Origin of the sequence: Streptomonospora alba (assembly GCF_000826685.1) — a bacterium.
GTDB classification, from domain to species: domain Bacteria; phylum Actinomycetota; class Actinomycetes; order Streptosporangiales; family Streptosporangiaceae; genus Streptomonospora; species Streptomonospora alba.
The window spans coordinates 70,924-91,745 of sequence record NZ_JROO01000023.1; the positions used below are offsets into that span (position 1 = coordinate 70,924).

Consider the following 20,822-nt stretch of genomic DNA (forward strand, 5'->3'; position numbering starts at 1 on the left):
CCGTGGCTGCGGATCGTTCCGACTCTGCGGGCGCCCCCGGCGGGGCGCCCGCACGCCCGCGACTGCCCGGCGGATCCCTGGCCCCGCGCGGCTCCGCGACAGGGCAGCTGGCCAAGATCGCCGTACTCGGACTGGCCGCGGCCATCGCACTGTGGGCGGTGTTCCCCCTCTACGCCGCACGGCAGTGGACCGGGGTCGCGGCCGTGGTGGCCGTCACGGCCCTCATCTTCTACGTGTACCTGTCCAAACGCGCCGTACCCGCCAAGTACCTGGTCCCGGGAACGCTGTTCCTCATCGCCTTCCAGATCATCCCGGTGCTCTACACGATCAGCACCTCGATGACCAACTACAGCGACGGCCACCGGGGCACCAAGGAGCAGGCGATCGACCAGATCGAGGCCTCCTCGGTCGAGCGGACCCCCGACTCCACCCCCTACACGCTGACGGTGGCAGCGCGCGGCTCCTCCTCTGAGGGCGAGCTGGTGTTCCTGCTCACCGACCCCGACGGCGACGCCTACGCCGGCGACACCGACGGGCTGCAGCCGCTCACCGGCGCCTCCGTGGACCCCTCCGGAAAGGTCGCCGACGCGCCCGGTTACACCGTGGTCCCACCCAGTGAGGCCAACGCCCGCAGCGAGGAGATCACCGAGTTCGCCGTGCCCACCGGATCGGGGACCGGCATCCGCTCCAGCGGATTCTCCAGCGCCTTCGAAGGACGCTCCCGACTCGCCTACGACGCCGGCTGCGACTGCGTCACCGACGCCGAGAGCGGCCGCGTCTACACCGCCGACGACGAGCGCGGCGCGTTCGTCGCCGAGGACGGCGACCGGCTTCCGCAGGGCTGGCAGGTCGACGTCGGCATGGCCAACTTCGCGCGCTTCGTGGGCGACCCCGAGACCCGCTCGTCCTTCCTGAGCATCCTCACCTGGAACGTCGCCTTCGCCGCGGGAACGACGGCGATGGTGTTCGTGCTCGGGCTGGGCGTGGCGCTGACGCTGCACACCCGGGAGCCGCTCGCCGGGCGCACCGCCTACCGGCTGCTGGTCGTGCTGCCCTACGCCATGCCCTCCTTCGCGATGTTCCTGCTGTGGAAGTCGATGTTCAACGCCGACTTCGGGCTGGTGAACCGGCTCCTGGGACTGGACCTCGACTGGTTCGGCCACCCGTGGTCCGCCCGAGCCGCGGTGCTGATCGTCAACATCTGGCTGGGCTTTCCCTACATGTTCCTGGTGGCCACCGGCGCACTGCAGTCGATTCCGCGCGAGCTGGTGCAGGCCGCCCGCATCGACGGCGCCGGCGCGTGGCAGGCCCTCCGCCGGGTCACCCTGCCTCTGCTGATGGTGTCCATGGCGCCGATCCTGGTCGCCACCTTCGCGTTCAACTTCAACAACTTCAACGCGGTGTGGCTGACCACCGAAGGCGGGCCCTTCCCGACCGACAGCCCACTGGCGGGCGCGACCGACCTGCTCATCACCTACACCTACCGGCTGGCGTTCGGCGTCAGCGGCGCCCAGTACGGCTACGCGGCCGCGCTGTCGGTGTTCATCTTCCTGATCGTGACGGTGATGTCGGTGGTCAGCCTGCGCAGAAGCGCGTCCCTGGAGGAGATTCACCGGTGATGACCGCAACCGCCGCGCCCCAGCGGGCGTCCACGCGCCGCCGCAGCGCGCCGCGCCGCGCCGTACTGTGGTTCCAGCGCACCGGGTGGCGGCACCTGGTGATGCTGGTCTTCCTCGTCTTCGCGCTCTTCCCGATCCTGTTCGTGGTCTCGGCGGCGCTGAACCCCCTGGGCACACTCAGCAGCTCCACGCTCATACCGCGGGCCGCAGGGCTGCAGAACTTCGCGGAGCTGCTCGAGAGCACCCGCTTCGGACGGTGGTACGGCAACACGCTGCTGCTCGCGCTGACCAACGCCGCGGCCACGGTGCTCCTGTCGGCGATGGCGGCCTACGTCTTCAGCCGGTTCCGCTTCCGCGGGCGCCGCCTGGGGCTCTACGGCCTGCTGGTGATCCAGATGTTCCCGCAGTTCCTCGCCATCGTCGCGATCTACCTGATGTTCAGCACGGTCAGCGACTACTGGCCCGTCCTCGGGTTCAACACGCCCTGGGGGCTGATGCTCGTCTACCTGGGCGGGGCGCTGAGCATCAACACCTGGCTGATGAAGGGGTTCTTCGACACCATCCCGCCGGCGCTGGACGAGTCGGCCAAGGTCGACGGCGCCACGCACGCCCAGGCGTTCTTCCGGATCATGCTGCCGCTGGTGACGCCGGTGCTGGCGGTGGTGGCACTGCTGGTGTTCATCGCCACCGTCAACGAGTTCCTGCTCGCGAGCGTGTTCCTGCGCGACCCCGAGGCCAAGACCGTGGCGGTGGGGCTGTACGGCATGGTCGCCGACCAGCGCGACGCCAACTTCGGCCTGTTCTCCGCGGGCACGCTGCTGTTGGCGATCCCGGTGCTGGCCGTGTTCTGGTTCCTGCAGCGCTACATCGCCGAGGGCCTGACCAGCGGAGCGGTCAAGGGCTGACGGCGCCGCGCGAGGGCGGCGCCGCGGCAGAGCGGCCGCCCCGCGCGGGCCACACGCAGGCGGGGGCGCGGCGGCGCCGCGGTTCCTTACCGTCGAGAGCAGTTCCGCACGGGAACACCCGGCCTTCGGCCCCGGCATGAGCGTTCCCCTGTCACCCATGATCCGGGGTGGTGTCGCCGGGACCGAAGGCACCGCACGACCGCTGATAGAAGCACCTCCCGTGCTCCACCGGCTCCAGCAGGCACCGCCGGCGCGGAAACCGCGTCCGCCCACCGAACCGGCGGGACGCCTGTCCGCCGACGCCGCTAAGGGGATCGACGGGCACGCGCGACGACGTCGACGGCCACATCCCGGTTGCCGGCCCAGACGGGCCGCCGTGGCGCCCGACCGCGTTGCAGGCGCTACGTTCGGGGCATGCCATCCGATACGACATTCAAGGCTCTGAACGCCCTGCACCGGGTCGTTCAACGAGCGAGCGGCAGACGCCTCGGCTGGGGCACGAGTAGGACGCCGGCACTCGAGCTCACCACCACGGGCCGCCGCAGCGGTAAGCCGCACTCGGTCATGCTCTACTCGCCGCTACAGGACGGGGACTCCTACGTAGTGGTGGCCTCTCGCGGAGGGGACGACCGGCACCCGGCATGGTTTCTCAACCTGCGAGACGAACCCCGGATCGAAGTGGCGCTGCAGGGCGGGCCCCGCCGCCCGATGGTCGCTCGTGTCGCCACATCCGACGAGCGGGCGCGGATGTGGCCGCTCATCACGGCCCAACACCGCAACTACGCGGGCTACCAGAAGCGCACCTCCCGGGAGATCCCGCTGGTCCTGCTCACCCCGGACCCGCCTCACTGATCCATCGCCGTCCGGACGCACCGGCCGCCTCCTCGGCGACGGCTGCGGCACGCGATCAGCGCCGGGTAGTACCGCGCAGGCGGGGCGGAACCCGTTGCCGTCGAGGTCACCGCGGCAGGCGGCGTGCCGGTACACGCGGCGGGGAAACCCCTCGTTCAGGTGCGGCCCACCCCACCGGCAGAGCCGGCGGGCCGGGCCGCACCGCCCTCAGCGCTTCTTGGCGTCCTTCTCGGTGGCCGAGGCGTCGTCGGTGGACAGCGCGGAGATGAACGCCTCCTGGGGGACCTCCACGCGGCCCACCGTCTTCATCTTGCGCTTGCCCTCCTTCTGCTTCTCCAGCAGCTTGCGCTTGCGGCTGATGTCGCCGCCGTAGCACTTGGAGAGCACGTCCTTGCGGATGGCGCGGATGTTCTCGCGCGCGATCACCCGCGAACCGATCGCGGCCTGCACCGGCACCTCGAACTGCTGGCGCGGGATGAGCTCGCGCAGCTTCTTGGTCATCTCCACGCCGTAGGCGTAGGCCTTGTCGCGGTGCACGATCGCCGAGAACGCGTCGACCATTTCACCCTGCAACAGGATGTCGACCTTGACCAGGTCGGCCGCCTGTTCCCCGGAAGGCTCGTAGTCCAGCGAGGCGAAGCCCTTCGTGCGCGACTTGAGCTGGTCGAAGAAGTCGAACACGATCTCGGCCAGCGGCAGGACGTAGCGCATCTCGACGCGGTCCTCGGACAGGTAGTCCATCCCCTGCAGGGATCCGCGGCGGGCCTGGCACAGCTCCATGATCGGCCCCACGAACTCCGAGGGGGCCAGCAGCGTGCCCTTGACGATGGGCTCGTGCACCTCGGCGACCTTGCCTTCGGGGAACTCGCTGGGGTTGGTCACCTCGTACTCGGTGGCGTCCTCCAGGAACACCCGGTAGATCACGTTGGGCGCCGTGGAGATCAGGTCCAGGCCGTACTCCCGCTCCAGGCGGGCGCGGGTGATCTCCAGGTGCAGCAGTCCCAGGAACCCGCAGCGGAACCCGAACCCCAGCGCACCGGAGTTCTCCGGCTCGAAGGCCAGGGCGGCGTCGTTGAGCTGCAGCTTCTCCAGCGCGTCGCGCAGCACCGGGTAGTCGCTGCCGTCGATCGGAAACAGCCCGGAGAACACCATGGGCTTGGGGTCCCGGTAACCCGGCAGCATCTCCGAGGCGCCCTTGGCCACCGAGGTCACGGTGTCACCGACCCGCGACTGGCGCACGTCCTTCACACCGGTGATCAGGTAGCCGACCTCGCCCACGCTCAGGCCCTCGACCTTGGTGGGCTCGGGCGAGATGACGCCGACCTCCAGCATCTCGTGGTTGGCGCCGGAGGACATCATCTGGATGCGCTGGCGGGTGCCCAGGTGGCCGTCGACCACCCGGACGTAGGTGATCACGCCGCGGTAGGTGTCGTAGACCGAGTCGAAGATCATCGCGCGCGGCGGGGCGTCCGCGTCGCCGACCGGCGGCGGGACCTGGCCCACGATCTCGTTGAGCAGATCCTCCACGCCCATGCCCGACTTGGCGCTGACCCGCAGCACCTCGGAGGGGTCGCAGCCGATGATTCCGGCCAGCTCGGCGGCGTACTTGTCGGGCATGGCCGCCGGCAGGTCGATCTTGTTCAGCACCGGGATGATCGTGAGGTCGTGCTCGAGCGCCAGGTAGAGGTTGGCCAGCGTCTGCGCCTCGATGCCCTGGGCGGCGTCGACCAGCAGGATCGCGCCTTCGCAGGCGGCCAGGGAGCGCGACACCTCGTAGGTGAAGTCGACGTGGCCCGGGGTGTCGATGAGGTTGAGGACGTAGGTGGTGTCGTCCAGCGCGGTGAACGGCAGCCGCACCGCCTGGGACTTGATGGTGATACCGCGTTCGCGCTCGATGTCCATGCGGTCGAGGTACTGCGCGCGCATCTGGCGGTTCTCGACGATGCCGGTCAGCTGAAGCATGCGGTCGGCCAGCGTCGACTTGCCATGGTCGATGTGCGCGATGATGCAGAAGTTGCGGATCAGCGCGGGATCGGTCCGGTTCGGCTGAGGCACCGTGCTCCGTTCGAAATAGCTCGCAGGTCGGCCGGTATGGCGGGGCGCGACGCCGCGGCGTGGCGGCGATGCTGCGCGGTCGTGCCGTCCATGGTCCCACCCGCCCGCGGCGTCACCGGCCGGGTGCGTCGGGGCGAGAATGGCTCACGCGGCATACATCAGGTTATGCGAGATCGGAGGAGTCCCGTGAAATGGTTCCTGCAGCGTGTGCTCGCAGCACTCGCCGCGGTGCTGGTCGTGGCGTTGGGGGCGGCACTTCTGGTGCGGGTGCAGTTCACCGGCGACCCCGCCGCCTGGGCGGTTTCCGACGGCTCCGACGCGCTGTGGATGGGCCACGCCTGGGTGGACGGCCGCAACGGCGAAGCGGAGCTGGAGAAGCTGAAGCCGCGCATCGAGCAGGGCGGCATCGGCGACGTCTACGTGCACGTGGGGCCGTTGGAGTTCGACGGGCGGCTCGATCCGGCCAAGCACCCCCGGCTGGAGGGGTTCCTGCGCATGTTCCGCAACGAGCTGCCGGACGTGCGGGTGTCGGCGTGGGTGGGCCAGCGCGTGGAGGAGGGAGAGCTGGACCTCGGCGACGAGGCGGTCCGCGAGCGCGTGGTCGAGGCGAGCACCCGGCTGGTGGAGGCCGGAGTCGACGGCGTCCACTACAACTTCGAGCCCGTGCCCAACAACGACCCGGGCTTGATCGAGCTGCTCCAGCTCACCCGCGACCGGCTGCCCGAGGACGCGCTGCTCTCCAGCTCGGTGCCCACGGTGGAACCGCTGGGCGGGCTGGCGTTCACGCTCGGGCTGGTGCTGCCCAAGGACCCGTTCTGGTCCAGCGGCTACCTGGGCCGCGTGGCCGAGCACCTGGACCAGGTGGCCGTGATGTCCTACGACACGGGGATGCCCACCGAAGGCCTCTACGGAGGGTTCACCGCGCGCCAGACACGCGTGGCGTTGGACGCGGTTCCCGCGGACGTGCACCTGCTGATGGGCGTGCCCGCATACGCTGACGACCACGCCGCGCGCAATCCGGAGGCGGAGACCACGGCGGTGGCGCTGCGCGGCATCCGGCTCGGGCTGTCCGACGGCGGCCAGCGGCGCGAGCGGTTCGGCACCGCCCTCTACGCCGACTTCTCGGCGACCGACGGCCAGTGGCGGTCCTACATGGACGGCTGGGCCCGCCCGGACGGGGAGCAGGCGCAGGGCGGCTGAGCCGGAGGCGGACACGCCGGTCGCAAGCACTGCCGTGGACAAGGCATAATGGTAGTCCCGTGTCTCGGATTTTCCACGTTCAGTTTGAGCCCTTCGGACTCACACACCTGGCGTCGGCGCGCGACCGGCCTTCCCGCGGAACGGCTGCCCGCGGAGGGGACACGCGCGCCCGAGCCGCAGACCAGAAGCAACTGGAGCACGTTTTCGCATGGCGAACATCAAGTCGCAGGAGAAGCGCATCCGGCAGAACGAGGAGCGCCGCGTTCGCAACCAGGCGGTGCGGTCCTCGCTGAAGACGGCGATCCGCAAGTTCCGGGTGGCCGCCCAATCCGGGAACGTCGAGCAGGCCGTCGTGCTGCAGCGGGCGGCTGCGCGCCAGCTCGACAAGGCGGCGAGCAAGGGCGTCATCCACAAGAACCAGGCGGCCAACCGCAAGAGCGCCATCGCAAAGCGGCTGGAGAACCTGCAGGGCGCGAGCTGAGCCTGACCGGGCATTCCCGGTCCGGCTGCGCACAGCCGCGCAAGGACCGTCTTCCGCACAGCGGGAGGCGGTCCTTCGTCGTCTCCGCGGTGGGCCCGGTCCGAGGTGTCGGACGTTTCGCCTTCGCCGGGCGCTGCGGGCCCGGCCCGAGGCGGTGTCCGCCTGCCGCCACGCTGTCATTAGCGTAGGAGGCGTGGACTTCACCGACCTCCGACTGAGCTTGTGGGACGACCCAGACCAGCGCGAAGCGGTGCACTCCTGGGTCGAGGCCCGCCTCGCCGAGCGCGGCGGGCGGCTGCTGGCCGACCCGCCGCGGGTGCGGGTGCGACCGTGGTCGACGACGGCGCGCTTCGCCTCGACCGAGGGGCCCGTCTGGTTCAAGGCCGACACTCCGGGGGCCGAGTTCGAGGCGGCGCTGAACGGCGCCCTGCACGCCTGGCTTCCCGGCAGGGTGCTCACCCCGCTGGGGGTGGACGTCAAGCGCGGATGGTCGCTGCTGCCCGACGCCGGCAGCACGGTGCGCGAGCAGATGGCATCGATCGACGACTTCGCGGTGTGGGAGGCCGTCCTCGGCGCCTACAGCGAGGCTCAGCACACGCTGGTCGGGCGCGTCGGCGACCTGCTCGCTTTGGACGTGCCCGACCTGCGTCCGGCGGCTCTGGGAAGCCTGCTGGACGGTTTCCTCGCCGATCCGGAGTTGGCCGAGGCGCTCGGCGACACCGTCGACCTGCTGATCAGCCACCGGTCGGCTTTCGACGCCGAGTGCAAGGCGCTCGACGACTCCGGCGTCCCGGCCTCGCTGGACCACTCCGATCTGCACGTGGGCAACGTCTTCGTGCTCGACGGCCGCTACCGATTCGCCGACTGGGGCGACGCCGTGGTCAGCCACCCGTTCTTCAGCCTGCTCGCGCCGCTGCGCATCGCCGTACGCGAGCTCGGCGCCGACGCCCGCACCGAGCAGCGCCTGCGCGACGCCTACCTGGAGCCGTGGACCGCGGAGCACCCGGCCTCGGCCCTGCGCGCCGCCGTTCCCCCCGCCGTGCGCCTGGCGGCCCTGAGCCGCTCCCTGTCCTGGAGCCGCGCGTTTCCCGAACTGCGCTCCGCGGTGGCCGCAGGCCAGCGGAAGGAGATCGCTGCGCTGCTGCGGAGGCTGATCACCGACATCGCGGCGGCGGAGGCCGAAGGCGGCGACGCGGTCCAATGAGGGAACCCCCTCGGGAACCGTCCGGGGCCGGTTCCGAGAGGTTCCTCGGGCCGACGGGAGCGCCGGAACGCACAGCGGTTCGCGGCGATCCCCGCCACAGGCTGACCGGTCCGACGGCGACGTGGTTATCCACAGCCGCGAAATCCGGGAGGACAGTCGGGAGTCGCGGTACTTAGCTTCATTGCCATGTCGCCCGTTCTTCGCTCCCGCCGCCCTCCCGCCCGGCCGTCGTCCACCGCGTCCTCGACCGCCTCAGATCCGGACGCCGTCGGAGCCCTGCGCCGTCTGCAGGCCCTCTCGGACCGCTCCCGGGGCCCGGCTCACGAAGCCGGCGCCCCGGAAACCGCGCAGCCCCCCGCACAGCCGCACGACCCGGCCCTCCCGGCCGCCCCGAGCGGCCCAGGCCTCCCCGAGGCAGCGGCGCATACCGCCGCCTCGCAACCGCCGCCGGAGACCGCACCCCACGCAGAAGCCCTGCCACCGCCCCCGTACGCGACCGGCGACGGCACAGGCCGCACCGGTTCCCCTTCCCCTGCACCAGCGCATGCGGAGGCCCCGTACCCGGCGGGCGACCCGCCGCCACCGCCCTACGCCGTCCCCTCCGAGGCCCAGGGGGTACCGCGGCGCGCCGATCAGCCGACCGCCGCGCAGGCACCGTCGGCGGAAGAGCCGCTGCCCCGCACAGGGCACGTACCGGCCCCGCCCGAGACCGCGCCTCCCGCGCCGGCCGGGGACGCCGACCTACGCTCCCCCGGATCGGCGGGTACCCGCGGCGCCGCCGAGCGTGACTCCGCCCTTTCCCGCACTCGGCACGCGCGCGTCGGTCGTCACCGTCGTGTGCCCGACGCCGACGGCTCACCCGCGGCAGACGAGCCGGGCCGACGGCCGCGTCGCCCTGCACGGCGCGGAAAGCACGCGCCCAGCGAGAGCCGAGACGCGAGGCCCCCGCACGCCGACGCCCCCGCTCGGACGCCCGAACCGCCAGGAGCGCCGCCGACCCCCGCTGAGCACTCCGAGCCGCATGCGGAGGACACGACGGCGCGACAAGGCTCCCGCGACTCCGAGGTCCCGTGTGCCGACCACGACCGGTCCCCCGGTCCCGCGCCGCCGAGTCGGGACGAGCGCCGCGGCGACGACACCGGCCCCTCCGTTTCGGAACCCCCGCGCGGCTATGCGGAGGTGACGCCCGACCTGCTTCGGCGGCAGCGCTGGTCGGCCCGTATCGAACGCCTCGTGCCGGGCCTTGCCGAGCAGCCCCGTTTGGGGCGGCCCGGCCTGCGTGCGCTCGTCGCGGTGTGCCTGGTGGCCGCGGTCGTGACCGCGTGGCTGCTGCTTCAGGCCCGCCCCGAGCCCGAACCCCCGCTCGCCCTGCAGGCCGGGGCCTCACCGGTGCCCGCGACCGGCGGACCGGCGGCCGCTCCGCCTGCCTCCGCGGCGGCCTCCACCCCGGCCGCGGACGTGACGGTGCACGTCGGCGGGGACGTGCGCTCCCCCGGAGTCCTCACCCTCCCGGCGGGGTCGCGGGTGGCCGACGCGATCGACAAGGCCGGCGGTGCGACGGCCGACGCCGACCCCTCGGCCCTCAACCTTGCGCGGCCGCTGGTGGACGGGGAGCAGATCCTCGTCGGGGCGCCGGCCACACCGCCGCCGGCGGCCCCGGGCGCCGCGCCCGGCGGCACGGCTCCGGCGGCCCCGATCGACCTCAACACCGCCACGGCCGAGCAGCTCCAAGAACTCCCGGGCGTGGGACCCGTGCTCGCCCAGCGCATCATCGCCTTCCGCACCGAGAACGGCGGCTTCGCCTCGGTCGAACAGCTCCACGACGTCAGCGGGATCGGCGAACAGCGCTTCGCGGACATCGCCGAACAGGTCCGGGTCGCCGGAGCGACAGGATGACGCCGGTGGAGCGGGCGGGTGCGCCGGCCCGCCCGATCACCGCGCGCCGCCCCGGCCGCCGCCCATGACGTACCTGGGAACCGACGCCCCCGACTACTCCCACGCCACCGACCTGCGGCTGGTGCCGCCCGCGGTCGGTACCTGGGTCTGCGCGGCGGTGCTGCTGGGAAGCACGTCCCGGACGGCGCTGACGACGGCGGTGGTGCTGGCGGTGTGCGCGGGAGCGGCATGGGCTCTCGTGCGGAGACGGGCCGGCGCGACGGGGACGCTGCTCGTCGCGGTGCTGGCGTGCTCGGCCGCGGGCGCGGTGGCGACGGGCGGACGATTGGCCGCCGTCGAGTCGGCTCCGCTGCCCGAGCTGGCGCGGGATCGGGCCTGGGCCGAGGTCGAGCTGGTCGTCACGGCCGATCCCCGCCGACGCAGCGGACCGCCCGCGCCCGGCCGGTCGGAACTGGTCGTCGAGGCCCGCGCGGAGACCGTGCGTGCACGGGATGCGGGCGGGCCGACGGCGGCCGCGCCCGTCCGCACGCGGGTCCCCGTCGTCGTGCTCGCCTCCGGGGAGGCATGGCGCTCCCTGCTGCCCAGCCAGCGCGTGCGGACGTCGGGCACCGTCGTTCCCGCAGGCCGCGGCCTGACGGCCGCGCTGCTGGTGGTCCGGGGACCGCCCGAGGGGGTTCGGCCGCCTTCGCCCTGGCAGGGCTGGGCCGGAGACGCGCGGGCCCGGTTGCGCGGCGCGTCGTCCGACCTGCCGGATCCGGCGGCGGGGCTGCTTCCCGCGCTCGTCGTAGGCGACACCTCCGCTCTGCGTGCGCAGACCGTCGCCGCGTTCGAGGACAGCGGTCTGACGCACCTGCTCGCGGTCAGCGGCTCCAACCTCGCGATCATGACCGGGGTGGCGCTGGCGGTGTGCCGGGGCCTCGGTCGGCCGGGGTGGACCGCGGCCGTGGTCGGCGCCGTAACCATCGCGGTCTTCGTGCTGCTGGCGCGCGCGGAGCCGAGCGTGCTGCGGGCCGCCTTCATGGCCGCCATCGCGCTGGCGGCCCTGGCCTCGGGGCGCCAGCGCATCGGTCTGACCGCACTGGCGGCTTCGGCGCTGGGGCTGCTGCTGTTCGATCCCGGTCTCGCGCGCTCGTACGGCTTCGCGCTGTCGGTGCTGTCCACCGGCGGGATCATGGCGCTGGCGCCGAAGTGGCGCGACCGCTGGTCGGCGCATATGCCGCGCTGGGCCGCCGAAGCCGTGGCGGTGGCGCTGGCGGCGCACGTCGCCTGCCTGCCCCTGCTCGCGGTGATCTCGGCCGAGGTCAGCTGGGTAGCGGTGCCCGCCAACATCCTGGCGGCCCCGGCCGTACCCGTTGCGACGGTCGGCGGGTTCGCGGTGGCCGGGCTCGCGCTGGTGTGGCCGGCGTCGGCGGCAGCGGCGGCCTGGGTCCCGGGTGCCGCGGTGCTGTGGATCGCCGCGGTGGCCTCGACTGCGGCGCGGCTGCCGGGGCGTGCCGTGCCCTGGCCCGCCACCGCTGCGGGAGCGGTGGTTCTGGCTCTCCTGCTGGTACTGCTGCTGGCGCTGCGCGGCCGGGTCCGGTCGGCGGTCTGCGCGGTGGGGCTGGCGGCGGCACTGACGGCCCTCACCCTGCACTGGCTCGTACCGGCCTGGCCTCCTGCCGGCTGGGCGTTGGTGGCGTGCCGGATCGGGCAGGGCGACGCGCTGGTGCTGCGCGCCGAGGACGGGCGGGCGGTGGTGGTCGACACCGGGCCGGACCCGGTGGCGGTGGCGCGCTGTCTGACCGATCTGCGCATCAGCGAGATCGCCCTGCTGGTGATCACGCACGGCGACGCCGACCACGCGGGCGGCACCGCGGGGGCGCTCTCGGGCCGCAGCGTGCAGGCCGCGCTGCTGCCTCCGGGCTTCGACCACCCTCCGACCGTGCGCCTGCTGCGCGGCGACGCGGTTCCGATCCGGACCGGCTCCTCGGGCCAGCGGTGGAGCCTTCCGCCGTGGACGCTGGACGTGGTCTGGCCGCCGCCCGGCTCCACGGGCGGAAACGACGGCAGCATCGTGCTGCTGGCGCACTGGTCGCCGCCCCCGGGCCGGGCGGGTGCCCGGATGCGGGTGCTGCTGACCGGTGACATCGAGGAGTCCGCCCAGCGGACCCTGCTGCGCACCACGCACGCCGTCCGCGGCGTCGACGTCCTCAAGGTCCCCCACCACGGTGCGGGCTCCCAGGACCCCGAGTTCATCGCCGCCACCCGCCCCGCCGTCACACTCACGTCGGTCGGCGCGGACAACACCTACGGCCATCCCGAACCCGCGACGTGGTCCCTGCTGCGATCGGTTGCGCCGGCCAACTATCGCACCGACGTCCACGGCGACATCGCCGTCGTTCCAGGCCCCACCGCCCCGGAGGTCGTCTGCCGGGACCCCGGCGCCCGCCGCCGACCGCGCCGGAGCCGCTTCCGCCGGGCCGCGGGAGGCCGCCGCCTGCGGCGCTCCGTCCGGGGATGCCGTGCCCGAATCCGGACCCGGCCGGCGGCCCGGCGCCGACTCAACACGGAGCGGGATTGACCTCGACTTAAGTTGAGGTTCTAGCGTGATCAGCGGAAACGGACCCCTAACCGCGCGACCGACCCCTGGGAGCCTCCGGATGCGCATCAGCACCGCCCTGCCCACCGCCCATACCGGCGTCCCCGACACCGCCATGGCACAGCACCTTGAGGACCTCGGGTTCGACGGAGTCTCCATGCCCGACCTCCTCTTCGGCGACGGGACACCGGGGGCCGACCCCGTGGTCGCCCTCGCCGCCGCGGCGCAACGCACGAGCCGGATCAGTCTGGAGTTCGGGGTCCTCAGCCTGCCGCTACGCCCGGTGGCACCGGTCGCCGCGCAGATCCAGACGCTTCAGCACCTTTCGGGCGAGCGCGTCGTCCTGGGCGCCGGCCTCGGCGGCTTCCCCGGCTCGCCCTTCTGGCGGGCCGCGGGCGCTCCCCTCGGTGGGCGGGGCAGGCGTGCCGACGCCGCGCTCGCGGCCCTGCCGGGCCTCGTCCGGGGCGAACCCACCGCCGTGGACGGCGAAACCGGGACCCTCGCCCCCGCTGCCACCGCCCCGCCGATCTACGTCGGCGGGAACTCCGAGGCCGCCATGCGCCGCGCCGTCCTCTACGGCGACGGTTGGGCGCCCTCCCTCATCACCCCCGCCGACCTGGCCGCGAAGGCGGAACGGCTGCGGACGATCGCCGCGGAGCTCGACCGGCCGGTCCCCGCGATCAGCGTCGGCGGCCACGGCGTACTCAACGGCTCCACGGAGACCGTGCAGGCGTTCGTCGACAACGTGAGCCGGATGCACGGGGTCTCCGAGGACGAGGCGTCGCGCATCCCGGTTACCGGAGGCCCGGACCGGGTCGCGGAACGCCTCGCGGACTACGCCGACGCCGGCGCGCACGCCGTCACACTCCCCCTCGACGGAGACTCCTGGCCCGAGCAGGCGGCCTCCCTCGCCGAGGCCGCATCGCGACTGCGGCCGGGACGCTGACACCGCCGAGCCTCCGGCTGGCGGGCGGAACGGTCACTGCGGCGTGGCATCCTGCAGCTATGGCCTCAACGTCCGCGCCCCTTCTGTCCGTCGTCGTCGGCGAGGAGGAACTGCTCGCCGATCGCGCCGTCGCCGAGATCGTCGCCGCGGCGCGTGCGCAGGAACCCGACGTCGACGTGCACGACCTGATGCCCGCACAGGTCACGTCGGGCAAGCTCGCCGAGGCCACCTCGCCTTCCCTGTTCGGCGAGCGGCGCGTGGTGGTGCTGCGCTCGGCCCAGGACCTGACCAAGGACCTGGCCACCGAGGTCACGAACCTGCTGCAGAACCCGGCCGACGACGTCCTGCTGGTGCTGGTCCACGCCGGCGGCAACAAGGGCAAGGCGCTTCTGGACGCCGCGGTGAAGGCCGGCGCCCACAGGTTCAACTGCGCCAAGCCCACCAAGGCCAACGAGCGCCTCCAGTTCATCAAGGGCGAGTTCTCCCGAGCCGGGCGCCAGATCACCGGCGACGCCGCCCAGGCACTGCTGGACGCGGTCGGCAACGACCTGCGCGATCTCGCCGCCGCCTGCACCCAACTGGTCTCCGACACCGACGGGCGCGTCGACGCCGCCGCCGTGGCCCGCTACCACAGCGGCAAGGCCGAGGCCACGGGCTTCGCCGTGGCCGACCGCGCCGTGGAGGGCCAACTGCCCGAGGCGCTGGAGCAGTTGCGGTGGTGCCTGGCCATCGGCACGGCTCCCGTGCTCATCAACAGCGCGCTGGCGGGCGCGGTGCGCGGACTGGCGGTGGTGGCGCAACCGGAGCGCGGTGCTGCCGACGCCGATCTCGCCAAGCGGGCCAAGATCCCGCCGTGGAAGATGAAGACGCTGCGCCAGCAGGCCCGCGGCTGGTCGCCGCAGGCGGTGACGCACGCCATGGGGGTGGTCGCCGAGACCGACGCCCTCATCAAAGGCGCCGGCCGCGACCCGGCCTACGCACTCGAACGCGCGGTCATCGAGATCGCCAACGCCCGCAACCAGCGCTGAGCACGGCCGCGAGGCTCGGCGGGCCGGTCCGCTCCCGGCCGGCGCGGGGGTCCGCTGCGGATGGGAGATGCGATGCCGCTCCCGGATGAAGCCGGCGGCCCGGCCGTGGTGACTGCCCTGCAGGAGCGCGCGGCCCGCGCCCAGCCCGCTGAGCACGTCGAGACCCTCGGGGGATGGTGGTTGCGCCACGCCCCCGGCTGCGACTGGTGGCTCTCAGCCGTGCTGCCGCACGGCCCGGCCGGGGCCGGCGGGGCAGAGGAACTGGAGCACAGGATCGCGCGGGCGGAGGACTTCTACTCCCGACGCGGCGGGGCCGCTCTGTTCCAGATCAGCCCGGGTGCCTGCCCCGTGGAGCTCGACGGGGTCCTGGCCGAGCGCGGCTACAGCCGCCGCGGCTCACTGTCGCTGCAGACGGCGCCGACCTCCGCTGTCCGCGGACGGGCGCCGACGTCACCACTGCACGTGCGGGTGGACCGCCGCCCGACACAGCCCTGGTTCGACGCGTGGACCGCCGCGCACAGTCGGACGCCTGATGGAGCCGGACCCGAGAAAGCCACGCTCGCCCGGGTACAGGGCCGGTCCGCCTACGCCCGCGCGCTCGCCGGAAGCGTGACGGTAGCGGTGGGCCGCGCCGCCGCCGACACCGGCTGGGCGGGGGTCTTCAACATGGCGACCCTCCCTGAGGCGCGGGGCAACGGCGCGGCCGGCTGCGTCCTGGCCGCGCTCGCGGAGTGGGCCCGGACGCAGCGGGCGCACCGCATGTACCTGCAGGTGGAACGCGCGAACGCCGCGGCTCTGCGGCTCTACCAGCGGGCCGGCTTCACGGAGGTCTGCGGCTACCACTACCGCGTTCCCGACGCCGGCCCCGCGCATCAGCGTTGATCTTGTACCTACGGTCATTGTGAGCGATCACATGTGACCGTAGGTACAAGATCAACGGGGGAAAGCCCGGGCGCGCGCTTCGCTAGCGGATGGTCTCCCCGCCGCGCCAGACGCGGATGGTGTTGAGGCCGTAGGACCAGGCGAAGGCGCCTTCGTGGTCGGCGTCCCATTGGACGATGTCGGCGTAGTGGCCAGGGGCCAGAAAGCCGCGGTCGGTGAGACCGAGGGCGTAGGCGCTGCCGACCGTGGCCGCCCGCAGAGCTTCGAGGACGCTCATGTTGAACATGGACACGGCCATGCTGATCGCCAGCGGCAGCGACATGGTGCCCGACTGGCCCGGGTTGTGGTCGGTGCCCAGACCGACCGGGACGCCGTGGTCCAGCAGTTGGCGCACGGGTGGAGTGCGGCGCTCGTGCAGGGAGGTGGTGGGGCACACGACCACCGGCGTGGAGGTCTTGGCCAGCGCGAGGACGTCGTCCTCGTCGGTCTCGTGCAGCAGGTCGACCGACGAGCACTGCATGTCGGCGCCCATGCGCACCGCGCCGTGGCGGGGCTTGGCGCACGCGTGCATGTGGGTGGCCAGGCCCACCCCGCGCCCGGTGGCCAGCAGCCGGGCGGCGTCGTCGGGGGTGAACTGCTGGTTGTCGCAGTAGACGTCGACCCCGTGGGCACCGGCCTGGGCGGCGTCGCTCAACCAGGAGGCCACGGCGTCGACGTAGTCGTGGGGGCGGCCGAAGTACTCGGGGGGAACCGCGTGGGCGGCGAAGAAGGTCACCTGCAGCCGCGGCATGCCCGGCTCCTCCTCCAGGGCGCGCAGCAGGCGCACGTCGGAGAGCTCGCCGTCGCGGGTGAGGTGGTAGCCGGTCTTGGCCTCGACCGTGGTGCAGCCGGACAGGACCCAGTGGCGCAGCCGCTCGCGCACCGCGTTGCACAGGGTCCAGGGGTCGGTTCCGCGGGTGACGGTGACCGTGGAGGCCACGCCCCCGCCGGCGCCGGTGATCTCGGACTTGGAGGCGCCGCTGGCGCGCATGGCGACCTCGGCGTAGCGGTTGCCGGCGTAGACGGGGTGGCAGTGGGCGTCGATCAGGCCGGGTGTGACCAGGCCGCCGCCGAGGTTGTCGACCTCGTCGACGTCGACGATGTCGTCGATGACCCCGGGCAGACTCTGCGGGAGGTTGGCGGCAGGCCCCACCCAGGCGATGCGGTCGTGGTGCACGAGCATGGCCGCGTTACTGAGCAGATCGGTACCGGTCCACAGGCGCCCGATGTTGGTCAGCAGTCGTACTGTCATCGTCTCACCGGCCCGCCCCAGTAGTCATGGCCGCCGGATCGCGGGTGCGGACCGGAACACGCGAGCGGACATAGGCGACCTCGATCTCGACTCAACTGGCGGGGGAGGTGGTGCGGCCGGGAAGGCGGGCACTCACGGGGCTGGGTGCCAGTGGTTGTAAAACCGTAGTTCATCCGCCGACGCCGTGTACACCTCTCCGCCCGCCGATTCACCCCTCGCGCAGTACAACGGCGGAACCCCGTCGCGGGGTTCCGCCGTCGTGGACGGGTTTTCGCGCGGTGGCGCTACACAGCCGCGTACTCGTCGAGCTTTCCGGCGAGCAGCCGGGGCACGTATGCGTGCATCCGGGTGCCTTCGCCGGTGTGCTCCTTCTCGACGATGCGGCCCTCCTCGTACACGCGCGAGACCAGGTCGCCCCGGTCGTAGGGCAGCATCACCCGCACCTCGCGGTCGAGGTCGGGCAGCGCGTCGGCCACGGCCGCGATCAGTTCCTCGATCCCGGCGCCGGTGTGCGCGGAGACCTCAAGGGCGTGCGGCTCCTTGGCCCGCAGCTGCTTGAGCACCAGCGGGTCGGCGGCGTCGGTCTTGTTGAGGACCACGACCTCGGGCACGTCCTCGGCGCCGATCTCGGCGAAGACCTCGCGCACCGAGGAGAGCTGCTGCTCGGGGTCGGGGTGCGAGGCGTCGACGACGTGCAGGATGAGGTCCGCGTCGGCGACCTCCTCCAGCGTGGAGCGGAACGCCTCGACCAGCTCGTGGGGCAGGTGGCGGACGAACCCGACGGTGTCGCTGAGCGTGAACGCCCGGCCGTCGGGCGTGCGCGCCTGCCGCACGGTGGGGTCGAGGGTGGCGAACAGCTCGTCGTGGACCAGCACTCCGGCGTTGGTCAGCCGGTTGAGCAGGCTGGACTTGCCGGCGTTGGTGTATCCCGAGATGGACACGGCCGGGACCTGGCGGGTCTGGCGCTTGTCGCGCTTGACGTCGCGCGAGGTCGCCATGTGGGAGATCTGGCGGCGCAGCTTGGACATGCGGGCGCTGATGCGGCGCCGGTCGGTCTCGATCTTGGTCTCACCGGGTCCGCGCAGACCCACGCCGCCGTTGCCGCCGCCGGCGCGGCCGCCGGCCTGGCGGGAGAGCGTGGTGCCCCAACCGCGCAGACGGGTCACCAGGTAGCTCAGCTGGGCGAGCTCGACCTGGGCCTTGCCTTCGCGGCTGCGCGCGTGCTGGGCGAAGATGTCCAGGATGAGCGCGGTGCGGTCGATGACCTTGACCTTGACGATGTCCTCGAGCTGGCGCAGCTGGCCGGGGGCCAGCTCACCGTCGCAGACGAGGGTGTCGGCGCCGGTGCTCTCGACGGCCTCGCGCAGCTCCTCGGCCTTGCCGCGGCCGATGTAGGTGGCCGGGTCCGGCTTGCGGCGCCGCTGCGTCATTCCTTCGAGTACCGCCGCCCCGGCCGTTTCGGCGAGGTGCTTGAGCTCGATCAGCGAGTTGTCGGCGTCCTGCTGGGTACCGCTGGTCCACACACCCATCAGCACGACGCGCTCCAGGCGCAGCGAGCGCTGCTCGACCTCGCTGACGTCGGTGAGCTCGGTGGAGAGCCCTTCGACGCGGCGGAGCGCGTGGCGTTCGGCGAGTTCGAGCTCCCCCTGGTCGGGCGACCCGGCTTCGACGGCGTCCTCAGCGGTGTACGGCCGGACTGCGGCCGTGCGGTCGGCGGCCTCCGCGAAGATCTCCTCGGCGGAGTCGAGCGAACCGCGATCAACGAAAGTATTCATATCCCTCCGGTGGGTGTAACGCCGAGCCGCGGGAGCCTGTTCCCGCTGCTCGATGGTTGCACGCCGCAGCGCGCGTGGGCACCCCCTTTTCGCCGGGGGCGCACGGCGCCGGACGGCCCCGCGGCGCGCAGGGCACGGCGGCGCCGGGGGGGAAGGGGCGGCGGCGACACGGTGCGGACGCGCTCGACGAAGGCGGGCGGCAGCGGCCCGGCCCGTAGCGTCTCCGGTGCGGGCGGTGGAGGGTGGGGGCGAGGGCGGTCGGGTGGGCAGTGGAGGCACCGACGCCCCGCACGCGGAACCGTCGGCAAAAAGCATCGACCTTTCCACCTGCGGAAAGAGTGCCCCCACACTCGACGCGCCCGACGTTGACCAGGATCGAACCCACCAGTAACGTAAATTCCACATAACAGAAGTTTGTTCCGCTTCGTGGAAGGATTCCGATGGCCGCCACCACCGGGGTCGAGATCACCGGCCCCATGCACGAACGCTTCGACCAGATCCTCACCGAGGACGCACTCGCACTGATCGCCGACCTGCACCGGCGGTTCGAGGGGCGCCGCCAGGAGCTGCTGACCGCGCGCACCCGCCGCCAGGAGCAGATCTCCGCGGGCGCCGACCTGGACTTCCTGCCCGAGACCCGCCACATCCGCGAGGACGACTCCTGGCAGGTCGCTCCGCCCGCGCCCGGCATCACCGACCGGCGCATGGAGATCACCGGCCCCACCGACCGCAAGATGACGGTCAACGCGCTCAACTCCGGAGCCAAGGTGTGGCTGGCCGACTTCGAGGACGCCAACACCCCGCTGTGGGAGAACATGATCGGCGGCCACCTGAACCTGCGCGACGCGCTGGACCGCACGATCGACTTCACCACACCCGAGGGCAAGTCCTACGCGCTCAAGGACGACGCCGAACTCGCCTCCATCGTCGTGCGCCCCCGCGGCTGGCACCTGGACGAGAAGCACATCCTCGTCGACGGCGACCGCACCGCGGGCGGCATCGTCGACTTCGCGCTCTACCTCTTCCACTGCGCCCAGCGCCAGCTCGACAAGGGCAAGGGCCCCTACTTCTACCTGCCCAAGCTCGAAAGCCACCTCGAAGCGCGGCTGTGGAACGACATCTTCGTCGCCGCGCAGGAGCACCTGGGCATCCCGCGCGGCACCATCCGCGCCACTGTGCTGATCGAGACCATCCCCGCCGCGTTCGAGATGGAGGAGATCCTCTACGAACTGCGCGAGCACTCCGCCGGCCTCAACGCCGGCCGCTGGGACTACCTCTTCAGCATCATCAAGGTCCACCGCACCCGCGGACGCAGCTTCCTGATGCCCGAGCGCAACGCGGTGACCATGACCGCGCCGTTCATGCGCGCCTACACCGAGCTGCTCGTGCGCACGTGCCACCGGCGCGGCGCCCACGCCATCGGGGGCATGGCCGCGTTCATCCCCAGCCGCCGCGACCCCGAGGTCAACGAGCGCGCACTGGCCAAGGTCCGCGACGACAAGTCGCGCGAGTCCGGCGACGGGTTCGACGGCTCCTGGGTGGCCCACCCCGACCTGGTCCCCGTGGCCAAGGAGATCTTCGACGACGTCCTGGGCGACAAGCCCAACCAGATCGATCGTAAGCGCGAGGACGTCTCGGTCAAGGCCGCCGACCTGCTGGCCATCGACTCCGCCGAAGGCGGCATCACCGAAGCCGGCCTGCGCGCCAACATCAACGTCGGCCTGCAGTACCTCGCCTCCTGGATCGGCGGCAACGGCGCCGCGGCCATCCACAACCTGATGGAGGACGCCGCCACCGCCGAGATCTCCCGCTCCCAGGTCTGGCAGTGGCTGCACAACGACGTCACCCTCGACGACGGCCCCAAGGTCACCCGCGACCTGGTGCTGCGGCTCGTCGACGAGGAGATGGCCGCCATCCGCGAACAGCACGGCGCCGCCTACGACGCCGAGCTTTTCGACCGCGCCCGGGAACTGTTCACGGAGGTCGCACTCGCAGGCGAGTACGTCGACTTCCTGACGCTGCCCGCCTACGAGCGCATGCCCTAGGCGCCGCGGCCGGGCGCGATGGCACACGGTATGCCATCGCGCCCGGTTCCCCTTGCTCCCGCGCG

The 20,822-nt window shown here is 72.4% G+C and carries 15 protein-coding genes; 12 read left to right on the forward strand and 3 right to left on the reverse strand.

The window, feature by feature from the left end; all coding sequences use genetic code 11:
- Positions 1 to 2: 2 nt before the first annotated feature.
- The 3 genes from LP52_RS12690 to LP52_RS12700 all read left to right on the forward strand — a co-directional run bounded on the left by LP52_RS12690 (position 3) and on the right by LP52_RS12700 (position 3,376).
- Positions 3 to 1,619 (forward strand): ABC transporter permease subunit, encoded by a 1,617-nt coding sequence (locus LP52_RS12690; RefSeq protein WP_040273535.1) that lies wholly within the window; start codon positions 3 to 5, stop codon positions 1,617 to 1,619.
- Entirely contained in the window at positions 1,619 to 2,524 is a 906-nt protein-coding gene (locus tag LP52_RS12695; RefSeq protein WP_040273536.1) for a sugar ABC transporter permease, read from the forward strand. Before LP52_RS12690 ends, LP52_RS12695 begins: the two co-directional genes overlap by 1 nt.
- Before the next feature lie 414 nt (positions 2,525 to 2,938).
- Complete coding sequence (locus tag LP52_RS12700) at positions 2,939 to 3,376, forward strand: nitroreductase/quinone reductase family protein (RefSeq protein WP_040273538.1); 438 nt, start codon at positions 2,939 to 2,941, stop codon at positions 3,374 to 3,376.
- Positions 3,377 to 3,583: 207 nt separating this feature from the next.
- On the opposite strand, the gene lepA is transcribed toward LP52_RS12700, so the two are convergent.
- The gene (lepA, locus tag LP52_RS12705; protein WP_040273539.1) at positions 3,584 to 5,431 is read right to left on the reverse strand and encodes a translation elongation factor 4; all 1,848 of its coding nucleotides are present in this window, start codon (positions 5,429 to 5,431) and stop codon (positions 3,584 to 3,586) included.
- 186 nt (positions 5,432 to 5,617) lie between these two features.
- On the opposite strand from lepA, the gene LP52_RS12710 reads away from it, so the two are divergent.
- The 8 genes from LP52_RS12710 to LP52_RS12745 all read left to right on the forward strand — a co-directional run bounded on the left by LP52_RS12710 (position 5,618) and on the right by LP52_RS12745 (position 15,646).
- Complete coding sequence (locus LP52_RS12710) at positions 5,618 to 6,631, forward strand: hypothetical protein (protein WP_238580887.1); 1,014 nt, start codon at positions 5,618 to 5,620, stop codon at positions 6,629 to 6,631.
- A gap of 208 nt (positions 6,632 to 6,839) precedes the next feature.
- Positions 6,840 to 7,112, forward strand: a complete 273-nt coding sequence (rpsT, locus tag LP52_RS12715) for a 30S ribosomal protein S20 (RefSeq protein WP_040273541.1) — start codon at positions 6,840 to 6,842, stop codon at positions 7,110 to 7,112.
- A gap of 193 nt (positions 7,113 to 7,305) precedes the next feature.
- Positions 7,306 to 8,316: a hypothetical protein gene (locus tag LP52_RS12720; protein WP_238580888.1), complete on the forward strand. Its 1,011-nt coding sequence runs from the start codon at positions 7,306 to 7,308 to the stop codon at positions 8,314 to 8,316.
- 1,179 nt (positions 8,317 to 9,495) lie between these two features.
- The gene (locus LP52_RS28365) at positions 9,496 to 10,212 is read left to right on the forward strand and encodes a ComEA family DNA-binding protein (protein WP_040273542.1); all 717 of its coding nucleotides are present in this window, start codon (positions 9,496 to 9,498) and stop codon (positions 10,210 to 10,212) included.
- 64 nt (positions 10,213 to 10,276) lie between these two features.
- A complete protein-coding gene (locus LP52_RS12730; RefSeq protein ID WP_084723151.1) occupies positions 10,277 to 12,772 on the forward strand; it encodes a ComEC/Rec2 family competence protein in 2,496 nt (831 codons plus the stop codon).
- 79 nt (positions 12,773 to 12,851) lie between these two features.
- Positions 12,852 to 13,736: an LLM class flavin-dependent oxidoreductase gene (locus tag LP52_RS12735; RefSeq protein ID WP_040273543.1), complete on the forward strand. Its 885-nt coding sequence runs from the start codon at positions 12,852 to 12,854 to the stop codon at positions 13,734 to 13,736.
- A gap of 59 nt (positions 13,737 to 13,795) precedes the next feature.
- Positions 13,796 to 14,764, forward strand: coding sequence for a DNA polymerase III subunit delta (gene holA, locus LP52_RS12740; protein ID WP_040273545.1), 969 nt, complete (start codon positions 13,796 to 13,798; stop codon positions 14,762 to 14,764).
- Positions 14,765 to 14,836: 72 nt separating this feature from the next.
- Entirely contained in the window at positions 14,837 to 15,646 is an 810-nt protein-coding gene (locus LP52_RS12745; RefSeq protein WP_052809780.1) for a GNAT family N-acetyltransferase, read from the forward strand.
- 82 nt (positions 15,647 to 15,728) lie between these two features.
- Here the strand turns inward: LP52_RS12745 and hutI are convergent, their stop codons facing one another.
- Together hutI and hflX are read right to left on the reverse strand one after the other, a co-directional pair.
- The gene (gene hutI, locus LP52_RS12750) at positions 15,729 to 16,937 is read right to left on the reverse strand and encodes an imidazolonepropionase (protein WP_040273547.1); all 1,209 of its coding nucleotides are present in this window, start codon (positions 16,935 to 16,937) and stop codon (positions 15,729 to 15,731) included.
- Positions 16,938 to 17,221: 284 nt separating this feature from the next.
- Complete coding sequence (gene hflX, locus LP52_RS12755) at positions 17,222 to 18,712, reverse strand: GTPase HflX (RefSeq protein WP_040273549.1); 1,491 nt, start codon at positions 18,710 to 18,712, stop codon at positions 17,222 to 17,224.
- 440 nt (positions 18,713 to 19,152) lie between these two features.
- Here hflX and aceB point away from each other — a divergent pair, with 440 nt between their 5' ends.
- A complete protein-coding gene (gene aceB, locus LP52_RS12760; RefSeq protein WP_040273551.1) occupies positions 19,153 to 20,757 on the forward strand; it encodes a malate synthase A in 1,605 nt (534 codons plus the stop codon).
- Positions 20,758 to 20,822 lie beyond the last annotated feature (65 nt).

Bases quoted from the DNA above. Each gene is read 5' to 3' on its own strand.
- hutI (WP_040273547.1), bottom strand. From the start codon at position 16,937: ATGACAGTACGACTGCTGACCAACATCGGGCGCCTGTGGACCGGTACC.
- rpsT (WP_040273541.1), top strand. From the start codon at position 6,840: ATGGCGAACATCAAGTCGCAGGAGAAGCGCATCCGGCAGAACGAGGAG.
- aceB (WP_040273551.1), top strand. From the start codon at position 19,153: ATGGCCGCCACCACCGGGGTCGAGATCACCGGCCCCATGCACGAACGC.
- LP52_RS12745 (WP_052809780.1), top strand. From the start codon at position 14,837: ATGCCGCTCCCGGATGAAGCCGGCGGCCCGGCCGTGGTGACTGCCCTG.
- LP52_RS12730 (WP_084723151.1), top strand. From the start codon at position 10,277: ATGACGTACCTGGGAACCGACGCCCCCGACTACTCCCACGCCACCGAC.
- LP52_RS12735 (WP_040273543.1), top strand. From the start codon at position 12,852: ATGCGCATCAGCACCGCCCTGCCCACCGCCCATACCGGCGTCCCCGAC.
- LP52_RS12700 (WP_040273538.1), top strand. From the start codon at position 2,939: ATGCCATCCGATACGACATTCAAGGCTCTGAACGCCCTGCACCGGGTC.
- holA (WP_040273545.1), top strand. From the start codon at position 13,796: ATGGCCTCAACGTCCGCGCCCCTTCTGTCCGTCGTCGTCGGCGAGGAG.
- LP52_RS12695 (WP_040273536.1), top strand. From the start codon at position 1,619: ATGACCGCAACCGCCGCGCCCCAGCGGGCGTCCACGCGCCGCCGCAGC.
- hflX (WP_040273549.1), bottom strand. From the start codon at position 18,712: ATGAATACTTTCGTTGATCGCGGTTCGCTCGACTCCGCCGAGGAGATC.